This is a genomic window from Kitasatospora sp. NPDC004272 (assembly GCF_053603035.1).
The window spans coordinates 1-18,787 of sequence record NZ_JBSGET010000011.1; the positions used below are offsets into that span (position 1 = coordinate 1).

Sequence of the window (18,787 nt, forward strand, 5' to 3'; positions counted from 1 at the left end):
CCGCCCGCCGCGTTCCCCGCCCGCGCCAAAACGGCCTCCCCCCCGCTGGCGGACTGACGCACGCGACCGCAGCGCCGCCCGGGAGCCTTCGCTCCCCGGGCGGCGCTGCGGTCGCTCCATCTCCTCGGATCTGCGTTTTGCAGGCATGGAAGCTAGAACGCAGCCATGACGGTCCTCACGATCCGGGACGTCCCGGAAGACCAGGTCCGGACCCTGAAGGTCCGTGCGGCCCAGGCCGGTCAGTCGCTCCAGGCGTTCATGCAGGGCCTCATCGCCATGGAGGCGTCCAGGCCCACGAGGGCGCAGATGATGGAGCGGCTGAACCGGGGGACCACCGCCCGCGTCAGCGCCGCGGACGTCCTCTGGTGCTCACCGCCCACGGCGCCGACGGCGACCTCCTCCGTGGCCGGGTGGCCGAGGCCGGGGACGTCTACGCGCCGACCCTCCTGGACTACGGGATCCAGTCGGCCCTCCTCGGCATGCAACGTGGCGGCAAGCTCACCGAGCAGGAGATGGAGCGGGCGGTCACCGCGTACCGGACGCTCCCCGTCGCCAAGTGCGAGGCGTTGCCGTCTGGGACCGCGTGAAGGAACTGCACGCCAACCTCGGCGCCTACGACTCCCAGTACGTCGCCCTGGCGGAGGCCCCCTGGGCGTGCCGCTGGTCACCGGCGACGCGCGGATCGGGCGCGGCGGTGCGGCGAAGTGCGAGATCGAGGTCTTCCCGGTCCGCCCGGAGTGACGCGACTCTTCGCGGTGGTGCCTTCTCTGGTCTCCTGATCGATGAAGATCGGCCACCGGCCCGGCCCCGGTCGGGCGCTGCTATATTCAAAAGTGTTGTTGGCCTTATATATCGGAGGCATGCATGAGCGTGACGACCATCGACCTGGACGATGACGCCCTGGCGAAGGCGCTGCGGTTCTCCGGAGGCGCGACCAAGAAAGACGTGGTGAACGCCGCCCTCCGCGAGTACGCCGAGAAGCACGAGCGCGCTGCCCGGCGCGCCCGGCACATGCAGGTCGCCCAGGAGTGGGACTACGAGGGCTGGCAGCAGCTCCATGACGCCGAGAAGCGCTCCGCAGGGTGATCCGGTACCTCGCGGACTCCACCGCCGTCTGGCGCCTGTTGCGCGAACAGCACCTGAGCGACGCGTGGGGGGAGGACATCGACCTGCGCGTGATCGGGTCGTGCGCGCCCCAGCGCACCGAGTTCCGGCGTTCCGCCCGCAACCTCGTCCACTACGAGCAGATGGGCGAGATGTTCGCAGACCTGTATCCCGACGTCCCGCTGCCGAAGAACGTGTGGGGCTGGATCGAGTCCGCCCAGTTCCGGCTCGCCCGGAGCGGTGGAGCCGTCCGGGCGCTGTCCACCGTCGACCTGATGGTCTGCGCCACCGCGGCCCACCACGGGTTGATCGTCCTGCACGACGACAACGACTTCGCCACCGCTGCCGGAGTGCTGACCGACGTCCTGCAGCGCAACGTCCGCGACGCTCCGCGCTAGCGGCCGACCGGGGCGTGGAGGGGCGGAGCACGATGGCGGGGTCGACCGAGGTGCGGGTGGTGGGGGTGCTGCCCGACCGGGACGCGGCGGAACTGCCGGAGCGGTTCGTGCACCTCGTCGGGGTCGACGGCTGCCCGGCTGGTTCGGCGACTTCCTGCTGACCGCCGCCGAAGTACGGGCCGCCCTCCCGGACGCCGCGCGGGCCCTGGACCTCGACGGCGAGCGGCGCGACCGGGCGCTCGACCGGATCACCGCATGGACGACCTGCGCGGGCGACGACCCGGACGCCGAGTACGCCGCGGCGGGGGAGCTGCTGGACGGCCCGCTCCGGGTGCTGCGCCACGCGGCGGACGCGGGCACGGGCGCGTTCGCGTGCACGTACTGGCGCTGAGGCGGGCGTCAGGCCGCTACGAGTGCGGCGGCGGTGCGGACGAAGGCGGCGGTGGCGGGCGAGGTGCTGTGCTCGGGCCAGGCGAGGAGCAGGGCGGTCGGGGCGGCGCCGAGCAGCGGGATGCCGCACAGGTCGGCGCGGAGCTGGCCGCGGACGGATTCGGGCAGTACGGCGACGGCCCGGCCGAGGGCGACGAGCTGTTGCAGTTGGGTGAGGTCGCGGACTTCGGGGCCGGTGCGGTCCGGGCCGGCGGTGCCCTGCCAGCGGACGGTCGGCTCGCCGGCCAGGTCGGCGGGCCGCAGTCGCGGGCGGTCGGCCAGCGGGTGGGTGCGCGGCAGGACGGCCAACTGGCGTTCGGTCAGCAGGAGTTCGGTGTCGAGGCCGGTGAGGTCGTGCGGCGGGTGGTGCAGCAGGGCGAGATCGGCGGTGCCGTCGTGCAGCAGGCGGACGCGTTCGGCCGGATCGCACAGCAGCACGTCGACCCGGACCGCGCCCGGCTCGGCGCGGTGCGCGGCCAGCAGGGCGGGCAGCAGACCGCCGTCACCGCCGGGCTTCACCGCGAGCACCAGCCGGGGCTCGTCCTGCCCGGCCCGGCGGGTCCGGTGCAGGGCGGCGTCCGCGGCGGCCAGCACGGCGGCGGCCTCGCGGGCGAGCACCCGCCCGGCCCCGGTCAGCGCCTGCTCGCGTCCGCCGCGCAGCAACAGCGGTGCGCCGACCCGGCGTTCGAGCCGGGCGACGGTGCGGGACAGCGCGGGCTGGGAGATGCCGAGCCGGCGGGCGGCCCGGCCGAAGTGGAGTTCCTCGGCGAGGGCCAGGAAGTGGGCGAGTTCGCGGGTCTCCAGCCGGTCCATGCCGCCACGGTATCGGTCGATGCCGAACTCGGCCTGGCTGCCCACCGGTTGGTGGTGATCAGCTGGGCGCATGACGAACGAGGACAGGATCGCCCTGGTCACCGGGGCCAACCGGGGCATCGGCCATGCCGTCGCCCGCCGACTCGCCGCCCGCGGCCTGACCGTGCTGGTCACCGCGCGCGACCCGGACCGGGCCGCCGCCGCGGTCGACCGGCTGCGCGCGGACCCCGGCATCCGGGCGGCCGGAGCCGACGGGGAGCGGCTGTGGCCGCTGACCCTGGACGTCACCGACGCCGCGGGGGTGCGGGCGGCGGCCCGGCAGGTCGGCGACCGGTTCGGCCGACTGGACGTGCTGGTCAACAACGCCGGGATCTCCGGCGGGATGGCGGCCCAACTGCCCAGCGCCACCACGCTGGAGACGATGCGCGAGGTGTTCGCCACCAACCTGTTCGGGGTGCTGGCCGTCACCAACGCGCTGCTGCCGCTGCTGCACCGTTCGGCGGCCGCCCGGATCGTCAACGTCTCCAGCGCGGTCGGCTCGTTCGCCCGGCAGAGCGACCCCGGCCACTACCTGTCGGGCCAGCCGCCGCTGGCCGCGTACCCGGCCGCCAAGGCCGCGCTCACCATGCTGACCGTGCAGTACGCCCGCGAGCTGCGCCCGGCGGGGATCCTGGTCAACGCGGCGGCACCCGGCGCCTGCGACACCGGGTTCACCCGGGAGCTCGCCCTCGGCCGCCGCATCACCCGTACCGCCGACCAGGGCGCGGCGGTCGTCGAGCGGCTGGCCCTGCTGGGCCCGGACGGACCGAGCGGCGGGTTCTTCGATGAGGACGGGCCGGTCGACTGGTGACGCGGCGACCGGGAGGCGGGCCGGGGGTCAGGGCGTCGCGCCGACGGGGTGGAGGTCGGCGGGGAGGGCCTGGGTGGCGAGTTGGGCGGCGAGTTCCTCGGCCTGCTCCTTGGTGAAGGCGCCGGTGATGGCGGCCCGTCCGCCGGTGATGGCCTCCACGACGAAGGGGTGCGAGAGGACGTATCCGTCCACCAGGATGGCCAACTGGTTCTCCGGCTCCTGGAGTTGGGCGATCCGGCCGGTGAGGTCGGCGAAGGCGGCGCCGCCGGCCGGGGTGAAGTGCACCTGCACCTGCCAGCCGGCGCCGTTGGTGTCGGCTGCGGCGCTGCTGTCGGCGATCTCGGCGCCCTGGACCGCGATCGGGCCGAGCGCGAGCTTCGAGCGGATCCCGGACGGGTCGGCGCGGTCGCAGGCCAGCAGTTCGGTGCCGGGCGCGGCCTGGGCCTGGGCGGCCGGGGCGGCGCAGTCCAGGGCGGCCAGGCGGTCCCGCCACCGGTCCGGGGCGTCCGCGGGGGCGGGGGTGGCGTCGACCACCGCGGCCAGCACCGGGCGGATCTCCAGCGCGGCCCGGTGGGTGAGCGCGGCGAGCCGGTCGGCGACCGGCCCGGCGGTGGTGAGCGTCAGGGTGCCGTCACCGGGCTTCACCCGGGGGTTCGGCAGACCGAGCAACTCGGCCCGGTGGCGCAGCTGTTCGGCGGCCCGGGTGAGTGCCTCGGAGTCCAGCGGCCGGTCGGTGGTGAAGACGGTGTTCGTCTCGGGTCCGGTGGCGGTCGGGCCGGTCGACGCCGGGGCGGGCGCCGGGGCGGGCGGAGCGGAGGACCCGCAGGCGGTGGCGCCGAGGGCGCAGGCGAGCAGGAGGGCGGCGGTGCCCGCGGTGCGCCGGGGGTTCGTCATGGCGGTCATTGTGGCAGTCGGCCGGGGGAATCCGGGCGGGTTACGGGCCAATCGGCCACTGCTGTGGCCGAGTTGGGCCGGTCCTGGTGAGGGGGCGTTCGTGGGCGATCGGGCGGCTGTCGGGGCGGGCGCCGCATTCCCCCGGGGGCGGGGCCGGGGCCCGGGACCGTCCCGAGGCCGGGGCGGTCGCGGCCGTGCTGCCGGCGGCCGCGCCCCCGGAGCAGGCCGCCGGGCTGGAAGATCCGTGCGCGGCACCCGCCGATCCCGGGTGATCCGTGCGCATGGGCCGGGCCGGGCCGCGCCGGGGCCAGGATGCCGGGGAACCGTCCGCTCCCCGTCCACCCTGGAGGCGCACCCATGTCGGCCGACGTTCACCCCCCGCTCGACGGACTCCGCCGCGACGCCGCCGCGCTCCACCCCGAACTCGTCGAACTGCGGCGGGCCCTGCACCGCGACCCCGAGATCGGGCTCCACCTGCCGCGCACCCGGGCCCGCATCCTCGACGCCCTCGACGGCCTGCCGCTGGAGATCACCCTCGGTGAGCGGCTCTCCTCCGTCACCGCCGTCCTGCGCGGCGCCCGCCCCGGACCCGCCGTCCTGCTGCGGGCCGACCTCGACGCGCTGCCCGTGCCGGAGAACACCGGTCTCCCGTACGCCTCCGAGAACCCGGGCGCGATGCACGCCTGCGGCCACGACCTGCACACCGCCGCGCTGGTCGGCGCGGCCCGGCTGCTCGCCGCCCGCCGCGAAGAGCTGGCCGGCAGCGTGGTGTTCATGTTCCAGCCCGGCGAGGAGGGCGACGGCGGCGCCGCCCTGATGGTCGAGGACGGCGTCCTGGACGCGGCCGGCGAACGGGTCAGCGCCGCGTACGCCCTGCACGTCGGTGCCGCCCTGCTGCCCGCCGGCTACGTGGCCGGCCGGCCCGGGCCGATCATGGCGGCCTCCGACACCCTGAAGGTGGTGGTCCGGGGCCGCGGCGGCCACGGCTCCAGCCCGCACCTGGCGGTCGACCCCGTCCCGGTCGCCTGCGCGGCGGTGCTCGCCCTGCAGACCATGGTCACCCGCCGCTTCGACGCCTTCGACCCGGTCGTGCTGACCGTCGGCACCTTCCACGCGGGCACCGCGGAGAACGTCATCCCCGACGAGGCCGCCTTCGGCGCGACCGTCCGCTCCTTCTCCCCCGCCGCCCGCGAACTGGTCCTCGCCGAGGCCGTCCGGGTGGTCCGGGGCATCGGCGAGGCGCACGGCTGCCAGGTCGACGCGGTCGTCGAGCACGGCTACCCGGTGACCGCCAACGACCCCGCCGAGGCCGCGTACGCCGAACGCACCGCCCGCGAACTCCTGGGCGACGACCACTACTTCGAGATGCCACGGCCGGTGGCCGGCTCCGAGGACTTCGGGGTGCTGGCCGAGCACGTCCCCGCCGCGTACGTGATGTTCGGCGCCTGCTCCCCGGAGGTCGACCCGTTCACCGCCCCGTACAACCACTCCGCCGAGGCCCGCTTCGACGACGGGATCCTGGGCGACGCGGCGGCCCTGCTGGCGGCGCTGGCGCTCGGCAAGGTGCGGTAGAAGAGCCCCCGACGGGGCTCAGGGCTCGATCGGGACGTAGCCGGTCCGGCGGCCGTCCGGGGTGAGGAGGTGGCCGACCAGTTTGGGGGTGCGCAGGGTGACGTGCCGGTCGTGGACGCGGACCGCCGGGTGGTGGTGGGCCAGGTCCTGCTCGATCCGGCGCAGGTCGGGGAGCTGCGGGGCGATCAGGTAGAGGACGAGGTTGGCGGGGCCGACGGTGACGGCGCACATCCGGGTCTGCGGCAGGGCGCTGAGCCGGCGGACGGCATCGGGCAGGGCCGCGGGCGGGACGTCGAGCCAGAGCATCGCGCCGACGGGGTGGCCGGTGACCCGCGGGGAGGCGTCGCAGCGCAGCACCGCCCGTCCGGAGTCCCGCAGTTCGGCCAGTCGGCGGCGGACGGTGGTGGCGGGCAGGCCGGTCCGGGCGGCGAGTTCGGCGTAGGGCATCCGGCCGTCGGCGCCGAGGGCCTGGATCAGGGCGAGGTCCTCCTCGACCCGGCGGTCGGCGACCGGCTTGGCCCCGCCGGGCGGGGGAGCGGCGATGGCGCGGCGCTGCTCGGCGTCCAGCGCGCCGTTGGAGAACCGGCTGCCCTCGACCAGGGTGCGTTCGACCAGGGTGGTCCGGGTGCGCAGGACGCCGGGGACGGCGCCGAGCCGGTCCACCAGGTAGGCGGTGAGCGAGGCGCGGTCGTACGCGGCGACGGTGAGCAGCAGGTCGGCGTCGCCGGTGACCAGCTCGATGCTGGCGGTCTGCGGGTGCCGGGCGACGGCCGCGGCGACCTCGGTGACCCGGTCGGCGGGGCAGTCGACCTGGACGAGGGCGGTGAGGCCGGCGCCGATCCGGTCGGCGGAGGGGTAGCAGGTGACCCAGGCGTCGCCGTTCGCGGTGAGCCGGGACCAGCGGCGGGAGAGGGTGGCGGGATCGACGCCGAGCGGGGCGGCCAGCCGGGACCAGGGGGCTCGCGGGTCGACCCGGAGGGCGTCGACGAGCGCCAGGTCGAGTTCGTCGATCATGGCTGATCCTTGCGCGGGGTCGGCCGCAGGAACGGATTCGTGCGTGGGCGGTGCGGTGGCCTCCAGGTTAGCCATCCTTGCCGCCACCCCCACCACCCTCCGCACCCCCACGGAACCGCCGATGACCGTCGCCGCCGCACCCCGCCCGTCCCGCCTCCCCCGGGCCGCCGCCTCCGCCGTCCCGCTGCTCGCACTGGTGGAGTTCGCCAGCGGGGTGCTGCAGGGCGGGTTCCCGATCCTGCTGCCCCGGCTCGGCGAGCACCTGGACCTGCGGGCCGCCGACCTGAGCCTGGCACTGGGCGTGGAGTTCCTGGTGTCGGGCGTCGCGGTGCCGCTGACCTCGCGGCTGGGCGACCTGTACGGGCACCGGCGGCTGCTGCGGGCCACCGTGCTGCTCACCCTGCTGGGCTTCGCGGTCACCGCGCTGGCCCCCGACCTGCCGGTGCTGCTGGCCGGCCGGGCACTGGCCGGGTTCCTGGCCTGCTGGCTACCGCTGGAGTTCGCGATCCTGCGCGACCGCCTCGGCGAGGAGCGCGGCGGACGGGCGGTCGGCCCACTGGTGGGCGCGCTGACGGTGGGCTCGACGCTGGGCGCGATCGCGGTCGGCGGCCTGGGCGCGGACCCGGCGGCGACCCGCCCGCTGCTGTGGGCGCTGGCGGCGCTGCCGGTGCTGGCGCTGCCGGTGGTGTGGTGGCTCGTCCCGGAGTCGGCGACCCGGGCGGCGGGCCGGATCGACTGGGCCGGGGCGGCCCTGCTCTCGCTGGGCCTGACCCTGCTGCTGTCCGGCCTGGGCGCGAGCGGGGTGCTGCCGGGCGCGGTCACGCTGCCGCTGCCGGCGGCCGGGGCGCTGCTGCTGGCCCTGTTCGTCCGCCGGGAACTGCGCACCGGCACCCCGATGGTGGACGTGCGACTGCTGGCCCGGCGGGCCACCGCCCCGGTGTTCGGCCTGAGCTTCCTGCTGGGCTGCGCGCTGTACGGGGCGCAGGGCCCGACGCTGGCCTTCGAGGCGGCGAAGCCCGCGGAGACCGGCTACGGGCTGGGCGCGGTACCGCTGGTACTGGGCCTGCTGGTGCTGCCGCAGACCGCGGCGGCCACCCTGGGCGCGGTGACGGCGCACCGGCTGACCGCGCGGCACCAGGTCTCCACCGTCCTGGCCGGCGGCTTCGCCCTGTGCGCCGCGGGCTACGGCCTGATCGCCCTCGGGCACACGGCGGCCTGGCAGTTCGTGATCGGCGGCGCGCTGGCGGGCTACGGGGCGGGCCTGGGGCTGAGCCTGCTGCCCGCGCTGCTGATGCGACGGCTCCCGGCCGACCAGACCGGCATCGGCACGGGCGTGTACAACACCCTGAAGTCCCTGGCCGGAGCGGTGGCCGGGGTGGCCGCGGCGGCGGTCCTGGACCACCTGCTGCTGCGCCCCGGGATTCCCTCCGGGGGCGCCTACACCGTGGTCTGGGCGGGCTGCGCGCTGCTGTGCGGCCTGGGCGTGCCGGTGGCGCTGGCGCTGCGGCGCGAGCCGGCGGCCTGACCGGTCCGGTTCCGGCCGTTCCATCAGGGGCCCGGGGAGCTGCCGGCAGGCGGCTCGGGAGCAATCAGGGGCCCGGGGAACGGCGGGTCCGTGCTGCTGCTGGCCGGAGCCCGTCGGAGGTTCGTGCTGCTGCGTGGAGTGAACGGAACCGGAAGCCGATGCGCGCTCCGGCGGTGCACCGCCGGCAGCCACGGCCTCGCCGTTCCCCGAGCCCCTGAATGCGCGCACTGCCGAGCCCCTGAACGCGCGCACTGCCGAGCCCCTGGCGGTGCTCTCTCAGACCTCGTTGGGCCCCGTGAACCCCGGGCCGTCGGGGCGGGGCCGCCCCTTCTCGTCGGTGAGCCCCTCCGGTCCCGGGCTGGTGAAGTCGGGGGAGGAGTAGCCGGGGCCGGTGAACTCGGCGGAGCGTTCGCGGGGGCGGCCCCGTCCGTCGGTGAGGCCCTCGGCGCCGGGACTGCTGAAGCCGGGGGAGGAGTAGGCGGCGCGGCTGTAGCCGGGGCTGTGCAGGTCGGGCGGGGCGGGCCGGGCGTGCGGGAGCGGGCTGATGGCCGGGGCGGCGGCCAGGTTGGCGTGCAGCCAGGGCAGCAGGGCGCGTTCGCGGAGCGCCTCGCGCCAGGCGGCGCGGGCTTCGGCGAGGTCGGCGTGCTGCTGGGGGTCGGCCTGGTCGGGGCCGGCGGAGGCGTCGCGCAGGGCGGTGAGGACGAGCCCGGCGCCGCCGATCAGCAGGGCGGCGGCGGCGATGGCGAGGGCGACGACGCCGGCGGTGACGGTGGAGCGGCCGAGGGCGAGCGAGGGCGCGGCGGCGCGCAGCAGCCAGCCGAGCAGCAGCAGGACGAGTCCGGCGGCGCCGGCCAGGACGGGGGTGAGCACGGTGAGGACGGGGAACAGTCCGGCGCCGGCGGGCGGCGCGGTGCCGGGGTGTTCGGCGAGCGCGCTGCGCAGTGCCAGGTAGTGGGCGTACTCGGGGGCGGCGGGTGCGGCGACGGTGTCGGCGTCGGCGAGCGCCTTGGTGTGCAGTTGTTCGGCGGTGAGGTGGTCGCCCGGTTCGGCGAGGGCCTGTCGGACGCCGGTGTCGCGCAGCGTCTCGTCGAGCAGCCGCGCGAAGTCGGCGCGGTCCTCGGCGAGCAGGCGCGGGGGGTTGCTCATGGGTACCCCGTTCCGCGAGGTCGACGGAGGTCAGTGGCCTCGATGGTAGGGGTGCGCGGGAGCGGGCCGACAGCCTCTTTCCGGAACTTCCGGGTGCTCAGTTCCCCTGCGCGGCGGTGCAGTTGCCGGGCAGTGCGTCAGTTCGGGAGTTCAGTTCTCCAGTTCGGGTGCCGGTCGCGGGGGGTCAGTTCAGCGGCAGCCGGGCGACCAGCAGGCGTCCGTCCATGGTGACGCCGCCGTCCATCGCGATGGCGAGCTCGTCGGCGTAGATGTAGGGGCCGGGGACGTTCGGCGGGGTGCCGTCCTCGGGCTGGTCGCCGGTGAGGTACGGGATCGGGCTGTGGCCGTGGACGACCCGGTAGCCGCCGTAGACGGCGAGGAGTTCCTGGGCGGCCATGGTGCCGGCCTGGCCGCGGAAGGCGAAGCGCTTGGTGAACTTGCGGAAGGCGTCCCACCACTCGTCGATGCCCTCGTCGGCGAGCAGGGCGTGCACGGCGTCGTTGACGTCGGCGATGGTCTCGCCGTACTCCAGGTACGCGGTGGTGTCGGAGTGCAGCAGCAGGTGGCCGTCCTCCAGGGCCATCGCGGGCAGCCGGGACAGCCAGCTGATGTGGTGCGGCTGCAGGCGTTCCAGGTCGTGCTGCTGGCCGCCGTTGAGGCGCCAGGCGGCGAGGAAGGAGGCGGTGCCGGCGGTGGACTGGACGGCTTCGTCGCCGTAGCGGGAGGCGCCGAGGAAGAGCAGTTCGTGGTTGCCCATCAGGGCGCGGCAGTAGCCGCCGGCCGCGGCGGCCTCGGCGGCGAGCTGCATGACCAGGTCGATGACGCCGATGCCGTCGGGGCCGCGGTCGGTGAAGTCGCCGAGGAACCAGACCCGGGAGCGGCCGGCCGACCAGTGGCCCTCGGTGTCGATCAGGCCCTGCTGGTGGAGGGCGGCGAGCAGCTCGTCGAGGTAGCCGTGGACGTCGCCGATGACGAACAGCGGTCCGGGGCCCTCGCCGGGCTCGGGCTGCGGGTACGGGAAGTGCACCTCGACGGGCGGGGTGTCGATCGGCGGGCCGAGCTCGATGGTCGGCGGGTCCTCGTGCGGGGCCTGGCCGGCGGGCGCGTAGTGGCGGCCGGGCGCGGGCGCGTCGGTGCCGAACTCGCTTGCGGGGGCCCAGTGCTGCTCCAGGTAGCGGGCGCCGCCGTAGGTGCTGTACGTCTCCTCGTACGGGTAGCCGGCCGGTTCGGCCGGTTCGAAGTAGGAGCCTTGCGGGAGCACGTCGAGGTCCTGGCGGGGGCGGGGGCCCGAGTGCGGTTGCTCGGGTTCGCGGAAGAGGTCCTCGGGTGTCATTCGCCCATCATAGGAAGCGTACTCTCCCGTCGTCCTCACCTGGTCGGTATCCGATTTCTGTCGACCCGCCCGCACCGGCCCGGGCCCGGCCGCCGGGGTGTCCGTTCCGCCCCGTTCCGCCCGGTTTCGTGCCGGTGGTGGCCGGCGGGCGGGGCGACCGGTGGCGGGGCGGTCGGCGGACGGTGCGGGGCGGAAGGGTCTAGACCTCGCCCGGTGGTCGGGGCGGGCTGACGGTGGTGCGCGGGGCGCGGGGCTGCGAGGAGGCCCGGACGATCAGCTCGGTGGGCATCAGGGTGCCGGGCGGCGGGCCGGTGCCGGCGGTGCGGTAGCGCGGCGGGAAGAGCCGGCCGGTCGCGGTGCCGGTGCCGGCGTCGACCCCCTCGATCGCGTCGATCAGCAGGTTGACCACGGTGGTGCCGATCCGACGGGGTTTCAGGGAGAGCGTGGTGATGGGGGGTTCGGTGTTGGCGTACACGTCGGACTCGCTGCAGCAGACCAGCAGCAGGTCGTCCGGGACGCGCAGCCCGTAGCGGCGGGCGGCGGCCAGCAGGTCGGTGCCGTTCGGGTCGAACAGGCCGTACACCGCGTCCGGGCGGTCCGGGCGGGCCAGCAGCCGGTCGGCGGCGACCGCCCCGGCGGCCGGGTCGTGCGCCGGGTACGCCTCGTACACCGGCTCCTGGCCGACCCGGTCGCACCAGGCGAGGTACGCCTCGGTGGAGAGCCGGGTGTAGGTGTCGGTGGAGGTGCCGGTGAGCAGGCCGATCCGGCGGGCGCCGGCCTCGCTGAGGTGCTCCAGGATGCCGAGCACGGCGGCCTCGTGGTCGTTGTCGACCCAGGCGGTGACCGGGCAGTTGCCCGGCTTCCCGTCGGAGACCACCGGCACCCCGGACCGGTACAGCTCGGTGACCAGCGGGTCCTGGTCGGGCGGGTCGATCACCACCGTGCCGTCGAGCGCGATGTTGCTCCACACGTCGTGCCGGGAGGAGGCGGGCAGCACCACCAGGGCGTAGCCGCGGCCGAGCGCGGCGCTGGTGGCGGCCCGGGCCATCTCGGCGAAGTAGGCGAACTCGGTGAAGGTGAACGGCTCTTCGCCGTACGTGGTGACGGTCAGGCCGATCAGCCCCGACCGCCCGGTGCGCAGGGTGCGGGCGGCCGCGGACGGCCGGTACCCGAGGCGCTCGGCGACCTCGCGGACCCGGCTGCGGGTCTCGTCCGGGAGTCGGCCCTTGCCGTTCAGGGCGTCCGAGACGGTGGTGATGGACACGCCGGCGGCCGCCGCGACGTCCCGGATGCCGGCCCGCTCCAGGCGCCGGGACGCGGTGGCCCGTCGACCGTTCTGGTTGGCTGCTGCTGTCATGGCGGACCGATCGTATGGCGCGTGACGGCGGTCCGTGACCGGTTCGCTACAGAAGGTCGGAGATACGTTTCTCCTTGGACGCCTTGGCCGGGTGCCCCGGGAAGGCCGTGGTTTTCCGGCCCGGATACCTCTGACATGTGCCAAAGGAACCCGGCAGAATGGCCGAACCGCGCCCGTAACCCGGACGAGCATCTCACCCGCACGGGTGAGGGCGGTCGGTATCGTTCACAGCACCCGACCGGGGGCGGAACGACGCCACCGTCGAGGAACGAGAAACGGAGAACCCCGTGGTTCAGCCCGAACACGGCCCCCGCCTGCGGCCCAGCCTGGACGGCATCCCCAGCTACAAGCCCGGCAAGCCGGCCGGCGCCGACGCCTTCAAGCTGTCCTCCAACGAGAACCCCTACCCGCCGCTGCCCGGCGTGCTGGAGGCCGCGATCGCCGCCGCGGGCGACTTCAACCGCTACCCCGACATGGCGGTCAGCGGCCTGACCGCCGAACTCGCCGGACACTTCGGCGTCCCCGCCGAGCACGTCGCCACCGGCACCGGCTCGGTCGGCGTCGCCCAGTCCCTGGTGCTCTCCGCGGCCGGCCCCGGCGACGAAGTCATCTACGCCTGGCGCTCGTTCGAGGCGTACCCGATCATCACCCAGGTCGCCGGCGCCACCCCCGTGCCCGTCCCGCTGACCGCCGACGAGGCCCACGACCTCGACGCCATGCTGGCCGCGATCACCGACCGGACCCGGCTGATCTTCGTCTGCAACCCCAACAACCCGACCGGCGCGGCCATCCACCGCGAGGAGCTGGTCCGCTTCCTGGACGCCGTCCCGGCGGACGTCCTGGTCGTGCTCGACGAGGCGTACCGCGAGTTCATCCGCGACGCCGACGTCCCCGACGGCATCGAGCTCTACCGCGACCGCCCCAACGTCTGCGTGCTGCGCACCTTCTCCAAGGCGTACGGCCTGGCCGGCCTGCGGGTCGGCTTCGCGATCGCCCACGAGCCGGTCGCCGACGCGCTGCGCAAGACCGCCGTCCCGTTCGGCGTCAGCCAGCTCGCCCAGGACGCCGCGGTCGCCTCGCTGCGCGCCGAGCAGGCCCTGCTGGAGCGGGTCGAGGCGCTGGTCGCCGAGCGCACCCGGGTCACCGCCGCCCTGCGCGCCCAGGGCTGGACGGTCGTCGACTCCGAGGCCAACTTCGTCTGGCTGCGCCTGGGCGAGCGCACCCTCGACTTCGCCGCCGCCTGCGCGGAGGCGGGCGTGGTGGTCCGCCCGTTCGCCGGCGACGGCGCGCGGGTCTCGATCGGCGAGGTCCAGGGCAACGACCTGTTCCTGGCGGCCGCGGAGGCGTTCCGCAAGGAGCTCTGACCCGGCCTCAGGACGCGGGCGGGGCGGGCGGGCCGGATTGCCCGCCCCGTCCGGGTGGAAGGACTCCCTGCGGCAAGCGCACGACGCACCGCAGGGAGAGCCCGGATGAGCCAGCACGACGCCGACCTGATCCCCACCGCCTGGTACAACATCCTGCCGGACCTGCCCGAGCCGCTCCCGCCGATGCTGCACCCCGGCACCAAGGAGCCGGTCACCGCCGACGACCTCGCCTCGCTGTTCCCCGCCGAACTCGTCGCCCAGGAGCTCGGCGGCCCGCGCGAGGTGGACGTCCCCGGCCCGGTCCTCGACCTGTACCGCCGCTTCCGCCCCGCGCCGCTGGTCCGCGCCGAGCGGCTGGAGCGGGCGCTGCGCACCCCCGCCCGGATCTACTACAAGTACGAGGGCGGCAACCCGACCGGCTCGCACAAGCTCAACACCGCGCTGGCGCAGGCGCACTACAACAAGGCGGCCGGGGTGACCAGCCTGGTCACCGAGACCGGCGCCGGGCAGTGGGGCAGCGCGCTCGGCCTGGCCTGCTCCTTCCTGGAGCTGGACTGCGAGGTCTTCATGGTCCGGGTCTCCTACGACCAGAAGCCCTACCGGCGGGCCCTGATGGAGACCTACGGCGCCTCGGTGCACGCCTCGCCCTCCGAACTGACCGCCGCCGGGCGGGCCGCGCTGGCGGCCGACCCGGCGGCCACCGGCAGCCTCGGGCTGGCGATCTCCGAGGCGGTCGAGACGGTGGCGGCGGCCGGCGGCCGGGCCAAGTACGCGCTCGGCTCGGTGCTGAACCACGTGCTGCTGCACCAGACGGTGATCGGGCGGGAGGCGCTGGCCCAGTTCGCCCGGATCGACGACTACCCGGACGTGGTGATCGGCGCGGCCGGCGGCGGCTCCAACTTCGGCGGGCTGGCCTTCCCGTTCCTGGGCGAGCAGTTGGCGGGCCGCCGGGCGGTCCGCGCGGTCGCGGTGGAGCCCGCGTCCTGCCCCTCGCTGACCCGGGGCCGCTACGACTACGACTTCGGCGACAGCGCGGGCACCACCCCGCTGATGAAGATGCACACCCTGGGGCACGGCTTCACCCCGCCCGCGATCCACGCCGGCGGGCTGCGCTACCACGGCATGTCGCCGATCGTCAGCCACCTCAAGGAGCTCGGGCTGATCGAGGCCGTCGCGGTGCCGCAGACCGCCTGCTTCGAGGCGGGCGTGGCCTTCGCCCGGGCCGAGGGGATCGTGCCCGCGCCGGAGTCCACCCACGCGGTGCGGGTGGCGATCGACGAGGCGCTGGCCTGCCGGGAGTCCGGCGAGTCGCGGGCGATCGTGTTCGCGCTGTCCGGGCACGGGCACTTCGACATGCAGGCGTACCTGGACCACTTCGCGGGGAAGCTCACCGACTGACCCCCGCCCCGCCCCCGCTCGGCGCGCCCGCGTGAAGCGGGGACGGGACTTTGCTGGGAGGTTTCCGGGAGCAGGGTCAAGGGCTGGTGGTCGGCCGGTGGGCGGGCGGGCTCCGGGCGGTCGGTTCGCGGGGATTCGTCCGGATCGCTGTTCACAGCCGGCGCTCAGGATCCGCACAGAGCGGCGCAAGAGCACGAGACGATGCTTCTGCGCCATGAAGGTGCTTCCGCGACGGCGTGGGGCCGTCCTCGTCAACTCCGCGCTCGGCGTGGCCCTGCTCGGCGGGGCCGCGCTGGCGTACACCACCCTGGACAGCGGCACCAGCAAGGCCGCGACCAGCTCCAAGGTCAGGACCGCCACCGTCTCCAAGGGCACGGTCCAGGCCACGGTGTCCGGATCGGGCACGCTGTTCTCACCGTCCGACGCCGGGCAGGACTTCACCACGGGCGGCAAGCTCACCTCGGTGAAGGTCTCGGTCGGCGACGCGGTGAAGAAGGGCGAGGTGCTCGCCACCGTCGACACCGCCGCCGCCCAGCAGCAGGTCGACCAGGCGCAGTCCGCGCTGAACACGGCCGAGGCCAACCTGACCAAGGCCGAGGCGGGCGAGACGGTCACCACCACGGTGGCCGGCACGTCCGGCAGCGGCTCGTCGGGTTCGAGCCGCACCGGCGCCGGCAGCGGCGGCACCGGCGGCGCGAGTGCCCAGAGCACCCCGCAGCCGACCACCACGACCACCGTGAAGGTGGACCAGGCGCAGGTCGCCTCGGCCCAGCAGCAGGTCGACAACGCCGAGGCGACGCTCGCCAACGCGAAGGACGCGCTGACCGGGACGACGCTCACCGCGACCACCGACGGCACCGTCGCCTCGATCGCCAACAAGGTCGGCGACACCGTCTCCGGCACCGGCTCCTCCGGCTCGTCCTCCTCCTCCGGCTCCTCCGGTTCCTCCGGCGGCGCCAAGACCGGTACCACCAGCAGCGGTTCGAGCAGCAGCACCCCGTCCGGCTTCATCGTGCTGACCAACCCGTCCGGGATGGAGGTCACCGCGAACTTCTCCGAGCTGGACTCGCTCAAGCTGAAGAAGGGCCAGGCGGCCACCGTCACGCTGAACGCGCAGTCCGACACCAAGCTGGACGCGACCGTGCTGTCGGTCTCCTCGCTGCCCTCCAGCTCCACCAACGGGGCCGTGCAGTACGGCGCGACGCTGCAGATCAGCGGCGACACCTCGACCCTGCGCACCGGCCTGAGCGCCACCATCTCGGTGACCACCGGCTCCGCCGAGCAGGCCCTGTCGGTGCCCACCGCGGCCCTCCAGGGCACCGGATCCACCCGCACCGCGACCGTGGTGCACGACGACGGCTCCACCGAGCGGGTGCAGGTCACCGTCGGCATCGAGGGCGACAGCACCGTGCAGGTCACCGAGGGCCTGACCGAGGGCGAGAAGGTCGAGCTGACCTCCACCACCGCGGGCACCGGCAACGGCTTCCCGTCCGGCCAGTTCCCGGGCGCGGGCGGCGCGGCGGGCGGCTTCGGCGGCGCGGCGGGCGGTGCGGCCGGCGGCTTCGGCGGCGGCACCCGCAGCGGCGGCGGCGCCGGAGGCACCCGCTGATGCGCACCGCCAAGCCCCCGGTGATCCAGATCCGCAAGGTCACCAAGTCGTACGGCCACGGCGACGCCGTCGTGCACGCCCTGCGCGGGCCGATGACCGGTGGCGGCGAGCCGCTCGGCGTCGACCTGGACATCGCGGAGGGCGACTACGTCGCGGTGATGGGCTCCTCCGGCTCGGGCAAGTCGACCCTGATGAACATCCTGGGCTGCCTGGACGTGCCCACCTCCGGCCGCTACCTGCTGGACGGCACCGACGTCGGCCACCTGGACGAGGGCCAGCTCTCGCTGGTCCGCAACCGCAAGATCGGCTTCGTGTTCCAGTCCTTCAACCTGGTGCCCCGCACCACCGCGCTGGCCCAGGTCGAACTGCCGCTGGCCTACGCGGGCGTGCGGGCCGCCGAGCGGCGCCGCCGGGCGCTGGCCGCGCTGGGCATGGTCGGCCTGGCCGACCGGGCCGGGCACAAGCCCAACCAGCTCTCCGGCGGCCAGCAGCAGCGCGTCGCGGTGGCCCGGGCGCTGGTCACCGCGCCCGCGATGCTGCTCGCCGACGAGCCCACCGGCAACCTCGACAGCCGTTCCACCGAGGAGGTGCTGGGCATCATCGACGGACTCAACGCGCGCGGCCGCACCGTGGTGGTGATCACCCACGAGGACGAGGTCGCGCTGCACGCCAAGCGGGTCGTCCGGCTGGTCGACGGCGCGATCGTCTCGGACGTCCGGCAGGCGCCGGTCGACGGGCCGCCGCCCGCCCTGGCCGTCGCGGGGGTGGTCGCGTGATCGCCTGGCAGATGCTCCGCTTCGCGGTGGCCGGCCTGGCCGCCAACAAGGTGCGCTCCGCGCTGACCATGCTCGGCGTGCTGATCGGCGTGGCCTCGGTGATCCTGCTGCTCGCGGTCGGCAACGGCTCCTCGGTGGCGGTGAAGGACTCGATCACCTCGCTCGGCACCAACTCGCTGACCGTCTCCTCCTCCGCCTCGCGCGGCTCGGCGACCGCCGCGAAGAAACTCACCGTGGACGACGCCAAGGCGCTCGCCACGGCCACCGACGCCCCGTCCATCAAGTCGGTCGCGCCGGTGGTCACCACCAGCGGCACCGCGCTGTACGGGAACATCTCGTACCAGCCCGGGCAGATCGTCGGCACCTACCCGGCCTACTTCGAGACCTCCAACCTGAAGGTCGGCAAGGGCGACTACTTCTCCGCCGACGACGTGCTGAACTCCCGCAAGGTGGCGGTGCTCGGCTCGACCACCGCCACCGAGCTGTTCGCCACCGAGGACCCGGTCGGCAAGAAGATCACCATCGGCGGCACCCCGTTCACCGTGGTCGGCGTGCTGAAGACCAAGGGCTCCACCGGCTTCAACGACCCCGACGACGTGGTGATCGCCCCGCTGCCGACCGTGCAGAACGCGTTCACCGGCTTCGGCTCGGTCAACCAGATCCTGGTGCAGGCGTCCTCCGCCGAGACCACCACCGAGGCGCAGTCCGACATCACCCGGATCCTGATGGGCACCCACGCCATCAAGGACGCCAGCAAGGTCGACTTCCGGGTCAGCAACCAGACCTCGCTGCTGAGCGCCCGCGAGTCCACCGGCAAGACCTTCACCGTCCTGCTCGGCGCGGTCGCCGCGATCTCGCTGCTGGTCGGCGGCATCGGCATCACCAACATCATGCTGGTGACGGTCGCCGAGCGGACCAGGGAGATCGGCATCCGCAAGGCGCTCGGCGCGCCCCGCGCGGTCATCCTCGGCCAGTTCCTCGCCGAGTCCACCCTGCTGTCGGTGATCGGCGCCGGGCTGGGCGTGCTGGCCGGCGTCTTCGGCTCGCACTTCTCGGTGGTCGGCATCAAGCCGGTGGTGATCCCCGAGTCGGTGCTCGGCGCCTTCGGCATCGCCGTCGCCATCGGACTGTTCTTCGGCAGCTACCCCGCCAACCGGGCCGCCGCGCTGCGCCCGATCGACGCCCTCCGGCACGAGTAGAAGGAG

General features: G+C 74.7%; 18 protein-coding genes and 1 pseudogene. 13 read left to right on the forward strand and 6 right to left on the reverse strand.

The features are described from left to right. Positions 1 to 165: 165 nt before the first annotated feature. The 5 genes and pseudogenes from ACWEO5_RS05775 to ACWEO5_RS05795 form a co-directional block, all read left to right on the forward strand. Positions 166 to 246 (forward strand): annotated as a pseudogene (locus ACWEO5_RS05775) (FitA-like ribbon-helix-helix domain-containing protein); the annotation flags it as partial. Between the two features lie 119 nt (positions 247 to 365). Then, the gene (locus ACWEO5_RS05780) at positions 366 to 587 is read left to right on the forward strand and encodes a hypothetical protein (RefSeq protein WP_452160613.1); all 222 of its coding nucleotides are present in this window, start codon (positions 366 to 368) and stop codon (positions 585 to 587) included. 277 nt (positions 588 to 864) lie between these two features. Continuing rightward, positions 865 to 1,086, forward strand: a complete 222-nt coding sequence (locus ACWEO5_RS05785) for a type II toxin-antitoxin system VapB family antitoxin (protein WP_452160472.1) — start codon at positions 865 to 867, stop codon at positions 1,084 to 1,086. Next, positions 1,083 to 1,502 carry a PIN domain-containing protein gene (locus ACWEO5_RS05790; protein ID WP_452160474.1) on the forward strand — a complete coding sequence of 140 codons (420 nt, stop codon included), beginning with the start codon at positions 1,083 to 1,085 and terminating at the stop codon, positions 1,500 to 1,502. The genes ACWEO5_RS05785 and ACWEO5_RS05790 overlap by 4 nt, the downstream gene beginning before the upstream one ends. A gap of 32 nt (positions 1,503 to 1,534) precedes the next feature. Beyond that, positions 1,535 to 1,663, forward strand: coding sequence for a hypothetical protein (locus ACWEO5_RS05795; RefSeq protein ID WP_452160476.1), 129 nt, complete (start codon positions 1,535 to 1,537; stop codon positions 1,661 to 1,663). A 238-nt stretch (positions 1,664 to 1,901) separates the two neighbouring features. On the opposite strand, the gene ACWEO5_RS05800 is transcribed toward ACWEO5_RS05795, so the two are convergent. After that, positions 1,902 to 2,735, reverse strand: a complete 834-nt coding sequence (locus ACWEO5_RS05800; protein WP_452160611.1) for a LysR family transcriptional regulator — start codon at positions 2,733 to 2,735, stop codon at positions 1,902 to 1,904. 79 nt (positions 2,736 to 2,814) lie between these two features. Between ACWEO5_RS05800 and ACWEO5_RS05805 the strand changes: the two genes are divergently transcribed. Continuing rightward, entirely contained in the window at positions 2,815 to 3,594 is a 780-nt protein-coding gene (locus tag ACWEO5_RS05805) for an SDR family NAD(P)-dependent oxidoreductase (RefSeq protein WP_452160478.1), read from the forward strand. A gap of 27 nt (positions 3,595 to 3,621) precedes the next feature. Here the strand turns inward: ACWEO5_RS05805 and ACWEO5_RS05810 are convergent, their stop codons facing one another. Next, positions 3,622 to 4,488, reverse strand: a complete 867-nt coding sequence (locus ACWEO5_RS05810; RefSeq protein ID WP_452160480.1) for a SecDF P1 head subdomain-containing protein — start codon at positions 4,486 to 4,488, stop codon at positions 3,622 to 3,624. Positions 4,489 to 4,845: 357 nt separating this feature from the next. Between ACWEO5_RS05810 and ACWEO5_RS05815 the strand changes: the two genes are divergently transcribed. Beyond that, entirely contained in the window at positions 4,846 to 6,060 is a 1,215-nt protein-coding gene (locus ACWEO5_RS05815; RefSeq protein WP_452160482.1) for a M20 metallopeptidase family protein, read from the forward strand. Between the two features lie 18 nt (positions 6,061 to 6,078). On the opposite strand, the gene ACWEO5_RS05820 is transcribed toward ACWEO5_RS05815, so the two are convergent. Next, complete coding sequence (locus tag ACWEO5_RS05820) at positions 6,079 to 7,074, reverse strand: Lrp/AsnC family transcriptional regulator (RefSeq protein ID WP_452160484.1); 996 nt, start codon at positions 7,072 to 7,074, stop codon at positions 6,079 to 6,081. A gap of 121 nt (positions 7,075 to 7,195) precedes the next feature. On the opposite strand from ACWEO5_RS05820, the gene ACWEO5_RS05825 reads away from it, so the two are divergent. Continuing rightward, positions 7,196 to 8,599: an MFS transporter gene (locus tag ACWEO5_RS05825; protein ID WP_452160486.1), complete on the forward strand. Its 1,404-nt coding sequence runs from the start codon at positions 7,196 to 7,198 to the stop codon at positions 8,597 to 8,599. A 276-nt stretch (positions 8,600 to 8,875) separates the two neighbouring features. Here the strand turns inward: ACWEO5_RS05825 and ACWEO5_RS05830 are convergent, their stop codons facing one another. The 3 genes from ACWEO5_RS05830 to ACWEO5_RS05840 all read right to left on the reverse strand — a co-directional run bounded on the left by ACWEO5_RS05830 (position 8,876) and on the right by ACWEO5_RS05840 (position 12,435). Next, on the reverse strand, positions 8,876 to 9,745 hold the full coding sequence (locus tag ACWEO5_RS05830) for a hypothetical protein (RefSeq protein WP_452160488.1): 870 nt from the start codon (positions 9,743 to 9,745) through the stop codon (positions 8,876 to 8,878). A 184-nt stretch (positions 9,746 to 9,929) separates the two neighbouring features. Beyond that, positions 9,930 to 11,078, reverse strand: coding sequence for a metallophosphoesterase (locus tag ACWEO5_RS05835; protein ID WP_452160490.1), 1,149 nt, complete (start codon positions 11,076 to 11,078; stop codon positions 9,930 to 9,932). Between the two features lie 199 nt (positions 11,079 to 11,277). Next, positions 11,278 to 12,435, reverse strand: coding sequence for a LacI family DNA-binding transcriptional regulator (locus ACWEO5_RS05840; RefSeq protein ID WP_452160492.1), 1,158 nt, complete (start codon positions 12,433 to 12,435; stop codon positions 11,278 to 11,280). Between the two features lie 287 nt (positions 12,436 to 12,722). Here ACWEO5_RS05840 and hisC point away from each other — a divergent pair, with 287 nt between their 5' ends. The 5 genes from hisC to ACWEO5_RS05865 all read left to right on the forward strand — a co-directional run bounded on the left by hisC (position 12,723) and on the right by ACWEO5_RS05865 (position 18,781). Beyond that, on the forward strand, positions 12,723 to 13,799 hold the full coding sequence (hisC, locus tag ACWEO5_RS05845; RefSeq protein ID WP_344553976.1) for a histidinol-phosphate transaminase: 1,077 nt from the start codon (positions 12,723 to 12,725) through the stop codon (positions 13,797 to 13,799). A gap of 105 nt (positions 13,800 to 13,904) precedes the next feature. Then, positions 13,905 to 15,197, forward strand: a complete 1,293-nt coding sequence (locus ACWEO5_RS05850) for a TrpB-like pyridoxal phosphate-dependent enzyme (protein ID WP_452160494.1) — start codon at positions 13,905 to 13,907, stop codon at positions 15,195 to 15,197. 214 nt (positions 15,198 to 15,411) lie between these two features. Beyond that, positions 15,412 to 16,806, forward strand: coding sequence for an efflux RND transporter periplasmic adaptor subunit (locus ACWEO5_RS05855; protein ID WP_452160496.1), 1,395 nt, complete (start codon positions 15,412 to 15,414; stop codon positions 16,804 to 16,806). Continuing rightward, positions 16,806 to 17,582, forward strand: a complete 777-nt coding sequence (locus ACWEO5_RS05860) for an ABC transporter ATP-binding protein (protein WP_344553981.1) — start codon at positions 16,806 to 16,808, stop codon at positions 17,580 to 17,582. The genes ACWEO5_RS05855 and ACWEO5_RS05860 overlap by 1 nt, the downstream gene beginning before the upstream one ends. Then, entirely contained in the window at positions 17,579 to 18,781 is a 1,203-nt protein-coding gene (locus tag ACWEO5_RS05865; protein ID WP_452160498.1) for an ABC transporter permease, read from the forward strand. The genes ACWEO5_RS05860 and ACWEO5_RS05865 overlap by 4 nt, the downstream gene beginning before the upstream one ends. The last annotated feature ends 6 nt before the right edge of the window (positions 18,782 to 18,787 follow it).